General features: G+C 61.9%; 12 protein-coding genes and 1 tRNA gene. 4 read left to right on the plus strand and 9 right to left on the minus strand.

Features of this window, described 5'->3' with window-relative positions; genetic code table 11:
- Positions 1 to 128: 128 nt before the first annotated feature.
- Positions 129 to 290, minus strand: a complete 162-nt coding sequence (locus IC50_RS42240) for a hypothetical protein (RefSeq protein WP_162131541.1) — start codon at positions 288 to 290, stop codon at positions 129 to 131.
- Between the two features lie 524 nt (positions 291 to 814).
- Here IC50_RS42240 and IC50_RS36705 point away from each other — a divergent pair.
- Both IC50_RS36705 and IC50_RS36710 read left to right on the plus strand, forming a co-directional pair.
- Positions 815 to 890, plus strand: a tRNA-Ile gene (locus tag IC50_RS36705).
- A 266-nt stretch (positions 891 to 1,156) separates the two neighbouring features.
- Positions 1,157 to 2,356 carry an IS256 family transposase gene (locus IC50_RS36710; protein WP_035716540.1) on the plus strand — a complete coding sequence of 400 codons (1,200 nt, stop codon included), beginning with the start codon at positions 1,157 to 1,159 and terminating at the stop codon, positions 2,354 to 2,356.
- Between the two features lie 249 nt (positions 2,357 to 2,605).
- On the opposite strand, the gene IC50_RS36715 is transcribed toward IC50_RS36710, so the two are convergent.
- The 4 genes from IC50_RS36715 to IC50_RS36730 form a co-directional block, all read right to left on the minus strand.
- Positions 2,606 to 3,784, minus strand: coding sequence for a DUF1488 domain-containing protein (locus tag IC50_RS36715; RefSeq protein WP_018647899.1), 1,179 nt, complete (start codon positions 3,782 to 3,784; stop codon positions 2,606 to 2,608).
- Positions 3,781 to 4,467, minus strand: a complete 687-nt coding sequence (locus tag IC50_RS36720) for an E2 domain-containing protein (RefSeq protein WP_223153752.1) — start codon at positions 4,465 to 4,467, stop codon at positions 3,781 to 3,783. The genes IC50_RS36715 and IC50_RS36720 overlap by 4 nt, the downstream gene beginning before the upstream one ends.
- An 86-nt stretch (positions 4,468 to 4,553) precedes the next feature.
- Positions 4,554 to 6,035 carry an adenylate/guanylate cyclase domain-containing protein gene (locus IC50_RS36725; protein WP_035716544.1) on the minus strand — a complete coding sequence of 494 codons (1,482 nt, stop codon included), beginning with the start codon at positions 6,033 to 6,035 and terminating at the stop codon, positions 4,554 to 4,556.
- Positions 6,022 to 7,158 carry an adenylate/guanylate cyclase domain-containing protein gene (locus tag IC50_RS36730; protein ID WP_011084484.1) on the minus strand — a complete coding sequence of 379 codons (1,137 nt, stop codon included), beginning with the start codon at positions 7,156 to 7,158 and terminating at the stop codon, positions 6,022 to 6,024. Before IC50_RS36730 ends, IC50_RS36725 begins: the two co-directional genes overlap by 14 nt.
- On the opposite strand from IC50_RS36730, the gene IC50_RS36735 reads away from it, so the two are divergent.
- Both IC50_RS36735 and IC50_RS36740 read left to right on the plus strand, forming a co-directional pair.
- Positions 7,136 to 7,630: a helix-turn-helix domain-containing protein gene (locus tag IC50_RS36735; protein WP_440588161.1), complete on the plus strand. Its 495-nt coding sequence runs from the start codon at positions 7,136 to 7,138 to the stop codon at positions 7,628 to 7,630. The two genes, IC50_RS36730 and IC50_RS36735, sit on opposite strands and share 23 nt — an antisense overlap.
- A gap of 2 nt (positions 7,631 to 7,632) precedes the next feature.
- On the plus strand, positions 7,633 to 8,463 hold the full coding sequence (locus IC50_RS36740; RefSeq protein ID WP_244429716.1) for an ImmA/IrrE family metallo-endopeptidase: 831 nt from the start codon (positions 7,633 to 7,635) through the stop codon (positions 8,461 to 8,463).
- Positions 8,464 to 8,495: 32 nt separating this feature from the next.
- On the opposite strand, the gene IC50_RS36745 is transcribed toward IC50_RS36740, so the two are convergent.
- Genes IC50_RS36745 through IC50_RS42245 form a run of 4 tightly spaced genes read right to left on the minus strand, consistent with a single transcriptional unit; the run spans position 8,496 to position 15,241 of the window.
- Positions 8,496 to 9,701: a Wadjet anti-phage system protein JetD domain-containing protein gene (locus IC50_RS36745; protein WP_035716547.1), complete on the minus strand. Its 1,206-nt coding sequence runs from the start codon at positions 9,699 to 9,701 to the stop codon at positions 8,496 to 8,498.
- Entirely contained in the window at positions 9,698 to 13,198 is a 3,501-nt protein-coding gene (locus IC50_RS36750) for an SbcC/MukB-like Walker B domain-containing protein (RefSeq protein WP_035716548.1), read from the minus strand. Before IC50_RS36750 ends, IC50_RS36745 begins: the two co-directional genes overlap by 4 nt.
- Complete coding sequence (locus tag IC50_RS36755) at positions 13,195 to 13,836, minus strand: DUF4194 domain-containing protein (RefSeq protein ID WP_011084479.1); 642 nt, start codon at positions 13,834 to 13,836, stop codon at positions 13,195 to 13,197. The genes IC50_RS36750 and IC50_RS36755 overlap by 4 nt, the downstream gene beginning before the upstream one ends.
- Complete coding sequence (locus tag IC50_RS42245; RefSeq protein ID WP_035716549.1) at positions 13,826 to 15,241, minus strand: Wadjet anti-phage system protein JetA family protein; 1,416 nt, start codon at positions 15,239 to 15,241, stop codon at positions 13,826 to 13,828. Before IC50_RS42245 ends, IC50_RS36755 begins: the two co-directional genes overlap by 11 nt.
- Positions 15,242 to 15,678 lie beyond the last annotated feature (437 nt).

Below are 15,678 nucleotides of genomic sequence, written 5' to 3' on the forward strand. Positions count from 1 at the left end.
GGCGGTCGATTAAGTTGACGATGCCGTGCCAGGACACACCGTGATCAAACAGACGTCAAGCGCCAATTAAAGCGCCGCAGAGCTGCGCTTACGATCAGCGTCGAACCGATGAGTTTGAATCACCAATGTCATCTGGTGGCGCCTGCATCGGCGCGATCGATGACCCAGGCCACCATGTAGCCCTTGGCCTGCTCGCCTCCACGTGCATCGGCGATCTGTTCTTCTTGCCCGGCGGAATCCTGAATATCCGAGTGCTCGAGCATGGCCTTGCCCATGTCATGGATAGGCACGAAGGCCTCAGACTCCGCGTTGCCCGAACCGACGATGGTCTACGTCTGACAATCGGACCTTCCGTGGCCGAACGCCTCGTGGAGGAGATCGATCTTGTCGGAATGACCGGCCTAGAATGCCGGCCTTACCGCAAGAACGACCAGGCGTTTGTCGAACAGAAGAACGGAGCCGTGGTCCGAGAGATGGTCGGTTACATTCACGCGCGTATGGTAGTTTTCAATGCGCCGTTTTCTTACAACCTTACGACCTTAGATTTGAAGATCGCTCTCGCGAGTTTTGGCCTGCATCTCTTTGAGCCGTGTCAACTCCGTTTCGCAAGGCTGGGCTGTCTCGGTCAGCTCAGCGCTTCCATGCTTGACAGCCCGTACGTCTTAAGGGCCCCTCCAGCTTTGCTCCGATAAAGCGACGCGAGCGCCAAAGCGGGACCCAATCGCCTCTTTCAATTGGCATTGCCGGAATGCCGGCTATCCTGTAAACGGGCCGCGCACCGTTGCCGGCCGTCTTTGAGCGGTCGCCCGCAGCGGGGCCTGTAGCTCAATGGTTAGAGCCGGCCGCCCATAACGGGCTGGTTGCCGGTTCGAGTCCTGCCGGGCCCACCAGTGAGTTCAAATTGTGCGCGGACACCGAAAGAGCGACTCGATTCCTCTATAAGAGTGACTCGATCGCCTCCTTTAAGAGTGACTCGATTTCATAGGCCGCTGATGCTGCAGGTCGTGTCCCCAGTGATGGTGTAGCTCGGTAGAGCAAAGCCGCCCGTACGCGCGCCTCACATAGCGCCATAGCGGGCGGGCGGCTTTGCGGTGGTCACCGGCGATTCGCCGGTAGGATCGGGTTGCGACACGCCAACGCAACCGAGGAACCACCGATGACCGACGATATGATGAACCTGCGCACGCTCGTGGAGAAGACCCCTGATGCCGATCTGTTGCGCGATATGATCGGCTTTGCCGCCCAAAGGCTGATGGAGCTGGAAGTCGAAAGCCAGACCGGGGCGGCCTACGGCGAGAAGACCCCCGAGCGTCTGGCCCAGCGCAACGGCTACCGCGACCGGATCTGGGAGACCCGTGCCGGGACGGTCGAGCTGCGCATTCCCAAGCTGCGCAAAGGCTCCTACTTCCCGGGCTTCCTGGAGCCGCGCCGGATGGCCGAGAAGGCGCTCACCGCCGTGGTCCAGGAAGCCTACGTGCAGGGCGTCTCGACCCGTTCGGTGGACGATCTGGTGCAGGCGATGGGGATGAGCGGCATCTCCAAGAGCCAGGTGAGCCGGCTGTGCGGCGAGATCGACGACAAGGTGAAGGCGTTCCTCGCCCGCCCGATCGAGGGCGACTGGCCGTACCTGTGGATCGACGCCACCTACGTGAAGGTGCGCCAGAATGGCCGCATCGTCTCGGTCGCGGTGATTGTCGCGGTCGGCGTCAATAGCGACGGCCGGCGCGAGGTTCTCGGCATGGATATCGGTCCCTCTGAAGCCGAGACGTTCTGGACGGCATTCCTGCGCAAGCTCGCCCGCCGTGGCCTGCGCGGCGTCAAGCTGGTCGTCTCCGACGCCCACGAGGGCATCAAGGCCACCGTGGCCAAGGTGCTCAACGCCACTTGGCAACGTTGCCGCGTCCACTTCATGCGCAACGCGCTGGCGCATGCCGGCAAGAGCGGGCGGCGCGTTGTGTCCGCCTTCATTGCCACCGCATTTGCCCAGGACGATGCCGAAGCTGCAACGGCGCAGTGGCGGAAGGTCGCCGATCAACTCCGTCCCAAGCTGCCCAAGCTTGCCGACTTCCTCGACGAGGCCGAGACCGATGTGCTGGCCTATATGACGTTCCCGCCGCAGCATCGAACCAAGCTGCACTCGACCAACCCGATCGAGCGTCTCAACGGTGAGATCAAGCGGCGTACCGAGGTGGTTGGCATCTTCCCCAACGAGGATGCGATCGTCCGCCTCATCGGTGCGATCCTGCTCGAGCAGAACGATGAATGGGCCGTCCAGCGTGCCCGTTACATGACGCTGGAAACCATCGCGCCCTTGAGCGATGATCCAACCGTCAGCCTTCCGGCAATCGCCAGCTGACCTGCCCGGCCCACGCCGGCGAACGCGGTGCCCCGCCGCCAGCTACACCACGCCAGGGGACACGATCGCTGCTGCACGGTTATTTCGACTGATTTTTTCTGACGACCAGGCGCGAGCGCGAAGGAGTCAAGGGGGGTCTTTTTGACTTTGCGCAGCGTCAAATGCGCCTGGCGGTCGCTGTGCGCGTAGCTCAAGTCCCCGGTAAGAGTGACTCGATCCCTAGCTTTAAGCTTTAGGAGTGACTCGATTTTAAGCGCGCGGCGCCCGGACCGGAAGCAAGCTCAAATCCCTGGGTACCAGAAAAATGGTGCCATCGCGTTCGACCAGATCTCGCTTAGCCTTCTCCAGCGCAAGCCGGCGAAGCAGGTCCTTGTGTCGATCAAATGCTTGAACCATCTCCTCGGAGCCAGGCCGAAGACCGCGCTCTTCGATATCTTCAAGAGTGTCGCCGTGGACTCTGCAGATGACAATCCTCCCGTCGGTCACAACGCCAAACTGAACCGTCGCTCCCTGCGCCTCGAAGGCTTCGTGGACAAACAGATCCGGACGACGAGCACGTGTCTTTTCCGGCTGGAATAGCGGAAAAGTTCGCAATGCTGCGAGCGCATCCTCCTTCGATGCGAACAGCGCGGGGTTGTGATAGAAGCGAATGAAATACTGCAGCTCTTCGCGTTCGTAGGTTTCCTCGGAAACGATACCAAGGAAGTGGACTCGCTCTCGAAAGAGCCGCGCACCCCGCATCCGGTTGCGCGCATCAAACGCGCCGGCAATTGGAAATTCTCGCCCGTCATCGGCGATCCATCGATACCTCGCCCATTCAGGCACGGCGTCCGCACCATAGGCTATCTGCCGGCAATCCCAACGATCAATCTGTCCGAAAGTCCGAGCATCAACGACCAGCATTGATCGCCTCGCGCCGTCTGGCGCGGGGAACTTGGACGGCTGCCCGTCATTCTGCGCTTTGCCGACGATCCTCTCGATCCCCTTCAGTGTCTCTCCTTCGGGACTTTGCTTCCGCAGATCACTTCGGCGCTGCCGCTCCGCCTCGTCGAGCTGAGCCTCGTCAGCCGTTGGCGGCGCAGGCGAAGAGAGCGACTTGCCGAAGGTCGATCCTTCCTCCCAGGAGGCGGCCTTCGCCGCGTCTGTCTCGTCGAACGAGAGAAGTTCGACGTTCCAAACTCCGCAGGCGAAATCAACGCTAGTCTCACCGACCCCCGCCGCATATTCGTATACCGGAGTGATGCCGCAGTCATGCAGCGCCTGTCCGAAGCGCGCCTCGAACAGCGCGGACATATTTTCCGTGGTTAAACCACCGCCATCTTCGATCCGGTTGAGGAGCAATCTCGCCCAAGGCAACGGCCGAAGGGTCTCAATAGCTTCTGCGGTGCTCACCGCTTCCGTCGTGGTCAGTTCGGCGAACTTGGTCACGCTCCCGTTCCTCGGCTGATCGCAGTACCATCAGTCGGTCCGGCCTTTTTCAACGGACATTCGCGCATGGTACCACAGCACGCTTGGCCGCGAAGCCCGCGCCAATATTCGGCGACCTTGATGCGCCTCCAGTGCTCGAGCACGACCGGACAGCCCTGACCACAACGATGGCACTCTCTTCGAAGAAGAGGTCGCCGGTGCCGATCGGTACGACCGCAGATACATGCGCTTCGTCCGTTCCGCAGCATTCCGGTCTTCTGGTTGATCTTGGCGAGCCCGGACGCGATTGGTCCCGATCCGAACGCGACAGCTTCGCGGTAGACTGACTGTAGCCCGAGCTGGTCGGCGGCACGCTCGGCGGCGAGTTCTATCTCGGCGGCTTCACCGTGAGATAGCTGCGCTTCGCCAGGCCAGAATCCGGCTTCTGCTGCGGTCTCCTGGCACAGAATGAACACGTGCAGCTTTTCCCACCAAGCAGTGGCGCTGGCCCCCGTTATGCCGTCTCCCGCACGTAGTCCGATGCAAAAGGAGCCGTCGGGATTGATATGACGCTCCGGGCAGCAGGCCGGCAAAGTGCCGCCCACTGGCCGCTCAAATACCGCGATCTGGTCTGCAACCTGCACGACCCTTAGCTCGAAGACCCTGGTAAACGCACCACTGCTACGCGTTGCGACGACGTCCACCTGCGCCTCAAACGCATGGACGGGGCGGAAATCCGCCCACGTCGGACAGCAGCGAGCGAGCGCGACCAGGACATGCTCTGCGCCAATCAGCCCCGAAAAGGCTTCTTCGGTGCCGCATGCGGGCGTGCTGCAGGTTCATTCCGCAAGATCTGCACGGCCGGCGCCTGCGCGGTCCAAAGCAGATCGGACTCCGAATCGAACGACATCAACCGGCCGGACGAGAAGTGCTTGCGGACTGCCTGATCCGCCACGCTCGACGCGACCGTGCCGAGGCGAACTCCGCCGTGTTCAATGGCCTGCTGCGTCCGCTCCGCCTCGATCGTCGCCTTGCTCGCTGCGCAGCGCACGCTCTCGTCACCTCGAGATCCTAGGCGCGTCATTGGCGTCTGCCCGTACTCGATGCCGACCGCGAGATCGATTGCAGCTCCCGATCCGACGATCCCCAAGCAGAGGTCGAAGGACGATCTCATCGCAGCGGCACACAACGCGGCCCGCCGCACTGTCTTTGCCGGGTCATCAGCGCGCTCGCCTTCCGCCACGCAGCCGTGAATGCAGTCGCCGATGAAGCGCACGCGCATGCCGCCGAAGTCCTCCTTGAGCACGGCGTTGAGCTCTTCCCTGATCACGTGCACCACCTTTACAGCTTCACGGATCTTGTCGGATCCGCCGTGGATTGCCTGGTCGACGAAATTGGTGAACCCATCGATGTCCGCAAAGATCGACGCCATGCCCATGCGGACCGAATTCGCCGGCGCGAGTTCGCTGAACTTGACTGTGGACAGCGGCAACGCCGGACGCTTGAACCGAAACATCGGCTCCGCGGAATCGAGAGCGACCGCAGACGCAGTCCGGTCGAGGCTGTCGAAGCCGTACTTCCTCACCGCCCCCTGAACGTAGGCCTCGTCCAGCGTCATCACGCCAGCAGACTTTCGCACGGCTCCCGCCGCGACCCGCTTCTGAGCCGTCTCGGTCAGAAAGATGCCCTGCTCGGTTCCCGCCGCCACGAGCTTAGCTGCATGATTTGCGGGACGCCCGAGAAACAGCGTGTCCTTCTCATGGGCCCCACGGCCGGTGGTCATCGCCAGGCACTTTCCATGGTCGATGCCTAAACGAATGCGCGACGGGAAACCATGGGCTTGACCAACCCGTTGCGCGGCCTCGGTGAGCTTCCGAGCGAGCGCTACAGCACGCTCTATCTGAGCGGCCGGGTCGCCAGCCGGCGACGTGATGACGGCGTGCAGTCGAGCGCCGTGGTAATCCACCCGATCGCCATCGTCCCCATCGACAAGCGAATCCCACACGCGGTAGTGCATGTGCAAGAAGGCCAGGAGCCGGCGGTGTGCCGCTTCGGTTTCCTGGCCCCGATCGGCGACCAGAGTCTCGAAATCCAAAAGCTCGCCGTACACATGCGCGCCTTCGACAAGGAACGCTTGGCTCAGCGGCATGCGGCTCAGCATCCCGCGCTTCTCCACGATAGCGCTGTCGAGGACCACATGGCGGTCGACTGCTGGCACCGTTTTGACGTGCTCGCGAATGCGGGATTTCGCGCGATCTTCATTCCATGACATCTGCTGACTCCTTGATCGAATAGACGTCGAGCGAGACGCCGTGCTTCACTTCCACCTGTACCGGCTTGCGGAAACCGTCGGGCTTCGCGCCTGATCCGATCATGAGCTCGCGCAATTCAGGGCTCACGCGGATGCCACCGAGCTCAGCGGACTTGGCCTGCTCATAGCGCGCGGCGATGTTCACGGCGGCTCCCAACAGCGTAACCGCGATCCTGTTGTCGGCGCCGAAATCGCCGAACGCCACGTCTCCGCAGTGCAGCCCGATGCGGATCGCAAGGTCGAGTTCATGTTCGGCGAAGTAGCTGCTGCACTTCTCGGCGATGAGGGTCGAGCACCGCATCACAGCTAACGGTTCGGCGCGCTCGCGATCGGTCGTGTCGATGAACCAGAAGCCCATCAATCCGTCACCCATCAACTTGTCGATCTGGCCACCGGCATCGCGGATTGCATCGATCTGAATCTTGGCGAGCTCGCGCAGATGTCGCGCCACCTGGATCGGCTGCTTATCTGCGGCCCAGGTGCTGAAGTTGGCGAGATCGCTGAAATAGACGATGGCCCGACGGCTCTGCACCGGCGGCGCCTCCCCGCCAGCGGCCATCTTGACGAGACCGAGCGCGTCACCGTCGGCGAACCGGCGAAGCAGCAGCTCTCGTTCCGTCGCCAAGCCGCGAAGCTCGGAGCGAGCACGCGTGGCCTGCTCGAGCTTGTCGTTGATGACCACCGCCAACGTCTGCATCCACGCGACCTTCTCGTCGTCCCGCAGCTTTTCCTGAAATGACGCGTCGATGCACAGCAGCCGCACGGGCCCGACGGCCTTGATGTCGGCGGTGCGGCTGGCAGCCCTCCCGGAGAGGAAATGAAGGAGCCCCTGCTCGCCGATGAGTTCTCCGGCATCCCTGAAAGCGACGTTCTGCTCGTCAGAACGGACCTCGACACGCCCGGAGAGCACCAGCCAGCACCCGCCGACCCGATCGCCGCGTCCGCATACACGCTCCTCCGGCACGTAATCTCGGACCGAGCAAAGGCCCGTGCGCTCCAGCGCGCTCAGGATCAAATCCGGCTGCGGGCAGGACTGCTGGAGAAACCGGTCGATCTCTCGCGTGACATTGGCGGCGAAGCCCATCGTCCAGGTTCCAGGTTGGGCGGGAAGGCTAAAAATCGATGATTTGCTTTCGCGCCACATTAAGTACGTCTACTCCGAACATACAAACTCTTTGCTGCCAGTCAAGGACAGGATATGGTGCTACTCCGAACATGCGAAAGCGAAGGTGCACCGCGTGGCTGAGACGCTCAGAGATCGCATTAAGACATTGAGGAAGAAGGCAAAACTGACGTTAGATCAGCTCGCGCCTCAGGCAGGTCTGAGCAAATCTTACCTTTGGGAACTGGAGAACCGCGACCTCCCCCGCCCCTCCGGGGAGAAACTTGCAGGCTTGGCGAAAGCTTTGAACGTCACCGTCGACTATCTTCTTGGCGGGGATCCCACCGAGAATTTGGAAGCGGCCGAGGACAAGGCATTCTTTCGGGAATACGAAGCCATGTCGCCAGAGGCCCGCGCTCAGCTCCGCCGATTGGCAAAGGCATTGGATAAATAGCCATGAACTCCGAGGGCTGGGGACTGCAGAGGTGGGCGAACCACTTCAACCAGATGTTGAACCTGGCCAACCCGCCCAACCGTTACCGCTTCGACGTCGGCCGGCTCGCCATGGAAACGACCGCCCAGATGTTTCCCGGCGATCCTATCGTGAAGGTAGAAGAAGAAGACCTCGAGGGATTCGCTGGCGCTCTCGTCCCAGCCGAATCCAGAACTCGCTGGGGCATCGCTTACGGCAAGGGACAGTCGCCGGGAAGGCGAAGGTTCACTATCGCCCATGAATTCGGCCATTTCCTGCTCCACAGGAAGAAATATCCGAACGGCATCCATTCAAGCGAAGCCGATGTGGATGGCCGAACGAAGATCGAAGTCGAGCGCGAGGCGAACGAGTTCGCCTCATGGCTGTTGATGCCGTTGGACGATTTCCGCAAGCAGATCGCGCCGAGAGACAAGCCAGACTTCGACGCGATCGGCAACTGCGCGACGCGCTACGAAGTTTCATTGGTCGCCGCGGTCCTGCGATGGCTCAGGTACACGGAGAGGCGAGCGGTATTTGTCAACTCCATCGACGGGTACGTCAATTGGGCGTGGTCTAGCGACGCGGCCTTCAAGAGCGGCAACTTCATCCGCACAAGCCGGGGGCCCTGTGGAGCTTCCAGCCGGATCCGCCGTCGCGCAGCAGCAGTTCACGCCGGAAGTCCGGAGCGGCGTCGATCACGCTGCCGGAGTGTGGTTCAATCAACGCGTCAAAGAGCATTCGTTCCGGAGCGAGAAGTACGACACCGCCTACACGTTGCTCCATCTGGCAGATGCGGAGCCAAAATCGTGGTCTGAAGGAACGCCCCTTGAGGACACGTACGAACGATTCATGAGGCGGTGACGTCGGCCCATGGGCGCTCCGGATCCAGCGCCTCCTGCTCCAAGTGGCGCACATCCGATCCGAACGCAAGCCAATCCGCCAACTCGCGCAGCGCGCTGTCGGACCTTGCGATCGAGGCCAAGCTCGGATCCGCATCCGCCGGCTGGCCCGATTTCTCGGCCAGATCCTTAGTCATCAGGTGCGGTCGCGGCCCACGCGGCAGGTTTTCCTCAAGGTACCTGAAAATTCGCACGCCGCCGGCGTCTACGTCGCCCCAATGAAGGAACGGCACCTCGGCCGCCACTGCCGTAAGAACCTTTGCCAGAAATTCGACGACTCCAGCCGCCGGGAAGCCGCCGGTATACACGATCAGGCTGCCGTCCTCGATCTCCCGGACTTGCCGATTGAAGCTCGCATAGTTCTCGATCGTTAGGATCGTCGTCGGACGCTCCAAGACCGAGAGTTGCTGCAGCATCTCCGGATGAATGGACGCGAACGGCCTTGCCCGGCCATCGACCAGGCGACCGTCAGCCTCCCCAACGGCGACAGGCCCCCTCAAATGAATGGGATGGCTGAACCGCTCGAGTCCGATGTGCGTCCAGACAACATCGGCAGCCGCGCCCGGCTGCCCGATCCGGACACCGAGAACCGCGGCAAGCCGCGAAGCGTGCCTATCGAAGGCCTTGGTGTCGTTCGTCGCCTTTTTAGAGAAGGTGCGCGCGTCCAGCCCTCTGGCCTCCTCTCGCGAGATGGACGCCAGCAAGCTGAAGAACTCCTTGGCTGCATCGACTTGGCCGGCCGTCAGGCGATAAGCCGCCTCGCTGCGGGCCCACCTAGCCGTCATGTCGTCCAACAAGGTGATGACCCACGGTTCTCCGGTCGCCGCGACCGGAAGCAATTCGTCCCTGACGCGCTGCGCGGTCGCCGGAGCAGTCGGGCGGCCGAGATGCCTGGCGAGCAGCTCAGCGTCGCGGACGACGACGCGCTCGATCAGATGGCCCCGGTCCCTCTTGCCCCATTTCACCTCGACAGAACCGAACCTTTCGGCCGCGGTGATCTGATCATGGAAGCGGCTCATTTGCTGCGCGGTCGAAAGCCGGTCATAGTCTGGAGCTGCAGAAGCTGACCTCGAGCGATAAGGGTTGCGCTCGCTCCGCTCCAGCAGCCGTTCGAGCAGTTCGACGCCGGCATCTGTCATCCGAACGTCGGTCATTCAGCGGCCTGGTCCCGCGGGATAGCCTCGGCCTTCTCGGCCGCGATCCGCTCGGACTTGAACACGTCGAAGCCCTTGCGGTAGGGGTCGATAGCAACGATCGCGTCGCGAGCCTTCTCGGTCAAGAATTCGGTGTCGATCATCACCTGGTTGCCCAGCCGATTCACGTTTACGACGGTGTCGACCACTTCCATGAACACGTGACGCTTTTCGTCGGGTGTGGCCAACACGACTTGGAGTCCCAGGGCCCGCATGAAGTCCGAGCACTGGCCGATCGCCTTCGTATCCAGCCGATTAAATGCTTCGTCGAAGATCGCGAGAGACAGTCCGCTCTCCCCGGTTCGCCGGTTCTGGTATGTGGCGGCCAACGAGGCACCGATGGCGATGTAGAACGGCAACTGGCCTTCGCCTCCGGATCCAGTGCCCGCGCGGCTCGTCAGAGACGACCGGATCGTACCCTGGGCATCCTTGATGTAGAGCTCGAAATTGAAATACTTGCGCGGGTCCTCGATATCCTCCGTCCGCGCCTCTGGATTCGACAGTATCTCCTCGATCTGGCGGACCGCGCGCATCATCGGGGAATTCGCGTCCCCGCTCCGGTCGCCGAAGAGCGGCAGGTTGAATTCAGGCTTTCGGGATTCTTCGACGAGCTCGATCATGTCGACATGAGTTGGCGCATCGAGCGCTTTGAACGAGTAGTAGTCCCGCCCGTGGAACTGGCGATCTTCCAGATGGCGATTGAGCTCCTTCAGGGTGTTTCGAATGCCCATGAAGGCGTCATCCAGCCGATGAAGGAGATCGTCTCGGAAGGCCGAGGTCATCTCGGTCGCGGCGTTCCGGCACTGCTCCTCATACTGGACTAGCTCGTGCCCATCGAGCCGCTCCTTTTCGGTCGCCGCCCACTGCTCTACTGCCGTCGGCGTTGCCTCTTCAGCGGTGAACGACGGCACGACATGGAAATCCTGACCGTGCTTGTTCATCGCGTTGGTCATTTCGCGCATCAGGCTGGATCGCCTTGTCGTAGAGCGAGTCTCTCTGTCCGCGGTCAGCCCGTCGATGAGGTTCGGTATCGCTTCCGTCGCCATTCTGGCGACTTCCGGACGGTAGTCACGCATCGCCGTCGATTGCGGGAAATCTTGACGCATCTGACGTGCACGGTCCCGTCGAGCTCCACGCGCGGTGGTGCTATTCTTTTGCATGTAGTCATCGTACGCGCCCTCGGCCTTATCTCGCGCGCTCTTCGCGGCGTCAAAGGCCTTCTGCGTCTCCAATTTCCTACGGCCCGCCGTCACCACTTCACCCGCGAGACGCTCCAGATCGGCAACGAGCTTGGGGTCGCGATTCCGCTTGGCATCCTCGATGTTTTTGCCGATCTCGGCGAGCTTGCGGTCGAAAGCAGCCAAGTCGGCTCCGCATTCGGAGCAGGTCAGGCCAGCTTCGATCGTCTTCTGGAAGCGGGCAAACATGTCCTCGAACAGCCGTGCTTCTTCTTCCAGTCGGCCAACCTCGCGCGCCCGCTCAGCGAGCTGCATCGTGAGGTCTTTTCGCTCGGTCTCGAGCTGCTGACGCATTTGCCCCTGTGTGGCACGCCCGAGCTTGAGGTGTTCAGGTTTGGGAAGCCTTCGAACCGTACGGCCACCTTGCATCATCCGGTCAGGCGTGATGGCGTTCTCGGCGGCGACCATCCTGTCCATGGTCTCTACCATCATCAGCCGGCCCAGCCTATAATTGAGGAAAGCCCGGGCATGCCGGTTTTCCGTGCTGATGATCTGCGCCAACGACCCCTTCTCGGCGGGGCGCGTACCGTCGGTCTTCGTCGTGTTGATGACTTCGGCGTGTTGGAACGAATATTCGCCGCCTTGCCGGTAGATCTCCAGGGCTCGGACGGCCCGACTGGGCTCGACGATCAGCGCCTCACGGGAGCGCCCCAGGACGGCCTCGGCCGCCATCCGCCATTTGTCGTCGCGGATTTCCACCAGATCGCACAGCGGCTCGGCCTCGATGCCATGCGAACGAAGCTGATCTATCAGATTCCGGGTGCCGCGCTCGATAGGGCTGAGCCCTTGGTCCATCCGTTTCAGATTGCTGTCGATCTGGTCGATGCGATCCTGAAGGTCCTTGGTCGCGACGCGGGCCGTGAAATGAGCGTCCGAGAACGACTTCCGGACCGCCGCAAGTCTCTCCTGGTCCACGGCGCCCAGCGCCGCGTCGAGATGCGAAGCGCTATCTTTCCAGTCGCCCGGCAGTGTCTTGTCCCATTCGGAAAGTGGCGCCCTTCCCCGAGCGACTACGACCGCGCTCAGCAGCGCATGCAGGAGATCGTCACGACGAACCAGCAGATTGAGTTCGACGGCCTTCTTGATCGACGCGATAAGGCCTTCGATGTCCTTGAGCGGCGCCATGGCGTTGGCACGCTGGCTCAGCGCTGCGGCCTTGTCCGACTCGTACATCTGGGCAAGCTGTTCGGCGTCGCTGGTCCTGATCGACAGCTCGACGGTCTTATGCTCGGCCTCGAGCGCGGCATGTCGGGCCGCGGCCGCGGCCGCCTCGACCTCTGCCTTACCTGCCACGCTCCGAAACTGCGCGATGACCTCTTCCTGCCGCCTGGCTTCCCGGCAGAACTTCTCCCATTCCAGGCGCGCGATCTGCCAGCTATTGGTTGCGATAACCTTCTCGTTTTCCACGGCACGGCCGACGATGCGAAGGATTCCGGCTAGGCTGGCGCTCTGGGCCCTCAACTCCTCGATGCGACGGGTCAATGACCGCCAGTGTTCGATTCCGAGCCGAAGTCTGTCGACCTGGAGAGGCTGAACGTCGAGGACGTAGTTCCGGACGAAATCCGTAGGATTGTCCACCGGCTTCAGCAGCAGCGCGTTCCGGAATGCCTTCTGGAAGCGCCGTGGATCGAGCGGAAACCCTGCCGGCGATAGAGCTCTGAGCGATTCCGCCACGAAGTCGGTAGCGCTTGAGAACGCATCGTCGACCTCGATATGTCGCGCTCGCAACGCGGTGCGTACGGCGTGCCACTGCAGTGTCTCGACCTCGTCGTCGCCGACCGCCGCGAGTATGTCGTCCTTTGCCATGGCGCCCTTGGCGATGAAGCGCGCCTCGCAGGACTCGTCGCTTCTCGAAGCCGAAGCCGAAAAAGCCACGCCCAGGCTCACCGCCGAGCCATCGGCCAGATCCTCGAAGACCAGGATGATGTAGGTGTAGGCATGCTGTCGCGTCGGCTCCGAACGCTCGCCCTTCTCGTCGAGCGAGACAACGCCGAGGCAGTAGTCGCGGAGAGTCCGCTTGCTCCTGACATTGCTCTGGGCGCTCGGATTGAAGCGGATGCTGGCCATACTTGCGCCCGAGAGCACTGTCTGGACGGCGTCGATGATCGCCGATTTACCCGCACCGTTCGGACCGATGATGGCGGTCATGCCGCGCAAATCGACCTGCTGCGCCCGGAACAAGTACCAATCGATCAGGATGATGCGACGAAGTTCGATCACGCCTGCACCTCGCTCGCGGCGTCGGTCTTTGCCGTCGCCGGGATGGAGCGCGACACGAACTCTTCGAGGGATCCTAGCGTATCCTTGGAGACCACGATCGGCAGGGCGGGCCGCAGGAACAGAGTGAAGTTCCTGTCGTCCCGATCCTCGATTCGGACAAGGCCGCGCTGGCGGAAGCCGGCCAGGATTTCCTTCACCCTTCCGAAATTCGGACGCTCGCGATGCGTGCGATCTTCGTAGATCTGCAGGATCTGCTCGCTCTCGACCTCAACCTCGCCGAATTCCTTGGCCTCGAACCGCGTGAACGCCTCTTCGTAGTGGAGCCGCAGCACCAGAAGCAGAAGGCTCTCATCGAGCTTCATGCTCTGACGAGGGGGCAGCTCGTTCGCCACCAGGCCGACGTAGCCGTCGTTCGGCCTGCCCACGACCCGGTACCCGAGCGCATCGAACAGATTCTCGAAATACCCCATGTGGCGACGGAGCACTTCGTAGGAGGTCTTCATGCCCCAGTCGTTCTCATAGATGAACTGCGCGCGCCAAAGCGACTGTGCCGCCTGCCGCAGTTCCTTCTGCAACTGGTCGCCGTCGTGTCCCTCGGAGTCCGCGTCGTCGATGAGTTTAGAAAGATCACGCAGCATCGGCCGTGGTCCTCGTTCTTTCGATCCGGAAGGCGGTCACGTCGATCCAGTCGTTGGCGGTGCGCCCCTCGTCGAGCCTGATCGTGAATTCGCCAAGTCGCACAGAGCGGCCGACCGCAGCCAGGTTCGGGAGCGCCCGGTAGGCGAAGAGGTCCGGAATGCTCTCGATCTCGATCTCCGCGGACGACACGGCATCGCGGCCCTGCATCTGCCGCCGGGCGAACTCGAGCAGCCTCTGGTCGGACACGCGCACCATCCGGTCGAATTCGGTCGTGGCCTCGACATAGGCGCGCAGATATGGATCCTGCTTCGGCACCTTGAAGCGCGTCCGCTCCGGTGGTGCCTTCGGAGGCGGTGGCGTGTACAGCGCAAGCGATGTGATCGGCAGGCCCACATCCGGCGACCCAAGACGGATCTCCACTTCATCGCGCCCGATCTTCGAGAGTTGCTCGATCAGCCGGACGATCCGCTCAGCGGATCCCTCTCCCATGACGTCCATGTAGTGGACGGTGGTGCGGATGCGGCGTTCGAGACGGTCGCGGAAATCTTCGATCTTGTCCATGAAGGGGCCGACGTCCTCAAAGACGCTCTTGATCTTCTCGAGCTCGGCGACGACGCGTTCCTCTGCCGTGGCAACCGTGGAGCCTGCGCCCATGACACCCTGCTCGATGTAGGCGCGCGCGATTTTGCCAAGCTGATTGGCATCCGCGAGCATGTCGCCGGCGAGCGTCGCGATCGTGCGGCGATGACGGTACGGATTGTTGGACGTCTTGAGCTGCTTGTAGTCGGCTATCAGGAGGCCGTCGACGAAGTCCTGGAAGAACGTACGGAGGATGGCCGCCGCGTTCGGATTCCCCAAAATGCGGTCCTCGATCTCGCGCATTCCGGCCAAGATGCGACGCATGCTGCGGGCAAACCGCAATGCCGTGTCGTGTGCATTGGCCAAGCCTTGGGCCATCGTTTCCGGTTCACGGTGCGCGGCCTCCAGGTTGTTCTTGACGTCGACCACCGCGCCTGCGACGCGGACGCGGCTGTTGCCGAAGTCGGTGATCGCCCCGAGGACCATGAACGCGTCCGGGTTCATGTCCACGTAGGTTCGCCATTTTTCGGTTTCCTCCGTGAGCCAACCGGTATCGCGCAATCGATAATAGGCTAGGTAATGGGCCTGGCTTGTGGTCTGATCCTCTTCAGGATCGCCTTCCGAGAGGTCGCCCATCGATCCGATGCCGAACTCGGAGAGCCCGATCTCGATCTGCTTAACGATCTCTTCCCTAAGCGGCGTCTCGAGAATGCGCGCGGAATAGACCCGCTCATAAAGGCGCATTAGCAGGCGCGAATAGACGTGCTTCTTCGGCCCGGACAAGGGCTTGAAAAGGGTCTCCGGAAGATAACCAAACAGCTTCATCTAAGCAGCCCTCGGCTCGCGGATTGAACCGCGGCGACTGCGCAACCGCAAGGAAAAACTGAGGATTTTCAGAGCGTTCTGTTCGTTTTCCTCCACGAGGAGACTCCGGGCCGCCCGGTCCATGACATCCTAGCCGGCCGCATGCTCCTCGACCACGACCGGTTTAACCTCCCCCGTTGATGCAAGAAGAATCTTTTCGAATGAGTCTGGAGCGCGCGATCGGGTGCTGACATGTGTCCGGCCTCTGAAGCGGCCGTTACATGCCGCCGGCCTGTATGGGAGTTCGCGGAGCGGGTCCAATTCAGTGATGCGCGCTCGAGGCGCGTGTCCATAATCTGGTTTTCCCGATCCCGTCTCTGACCGTTGCGCCATACTCTCCGTTCGACCTTCTCACATCGTAGGCAGCGGGAGAACTAGGGTCCAGACTCAATTGAGCC

The sequence above is a fragment of the Bradyrhizobium genomosp. I (2014) genome (genome assembly GCF_000261685.1).
GTDB lineage: Bacteria > Pseudomonadota > Alphaproteobacteria > Rhizobiales > Xanthobacteraceae > Bradyrhizobium.

Bases quoted from the DNA above. Each gene is read 5' to 3' on its own strand.
- IC50_RS36710 (WP_035716540.1), top strand. From the start codon at position 1,157: ATGACCGACGATATGATGAACCTGCGCACGCTCGTGGAGAAGACCCCT.
- IC50_RS36725 (WP_035716544.1), bottom strand. From the start codon at position 6,035: ATGTCATGGAATGAAGATCGCGCGAAATCCCGCATTCGCGAGCACGTC.
- IC50_RS36730 (WP_011084484.1), bottom strand. From the start codon at position 7,158: ATGGGCTTCGCCGCCAATGTCACGCGAGAGATCGACCGGTTTCTCCAG.
- IC50_RS36740 (WP_244429716.1), top strand. From the start codon at position 7,633: ATGAACTCCGAGGGCTGGGGACTGCAGAGGTGGGCGAACCACTTCAAC.
- IC50_RS36745 (WP_035716547.1), bottom strand. From the start codon at position 9,701: ATGACCGACGTTCGGATGACAGATGCCGGCGTCGAACTGCTCGAACGG.
- IC50_RS36755 (WP_011084479.1), bottom strand. From the start codon at position 13,836: ATGCTGCGTGATCTTTCTAAACTCATCGACGACGCGGACTCCGAGGGA.
- IC50_RS42245 (WP_035716549.1), bottom strand. From the start codon at position 15,241: ATGAAGCTGTTTGGTTATCTTCCGGAGACCCTTTTCAAGCCCTTGTCC.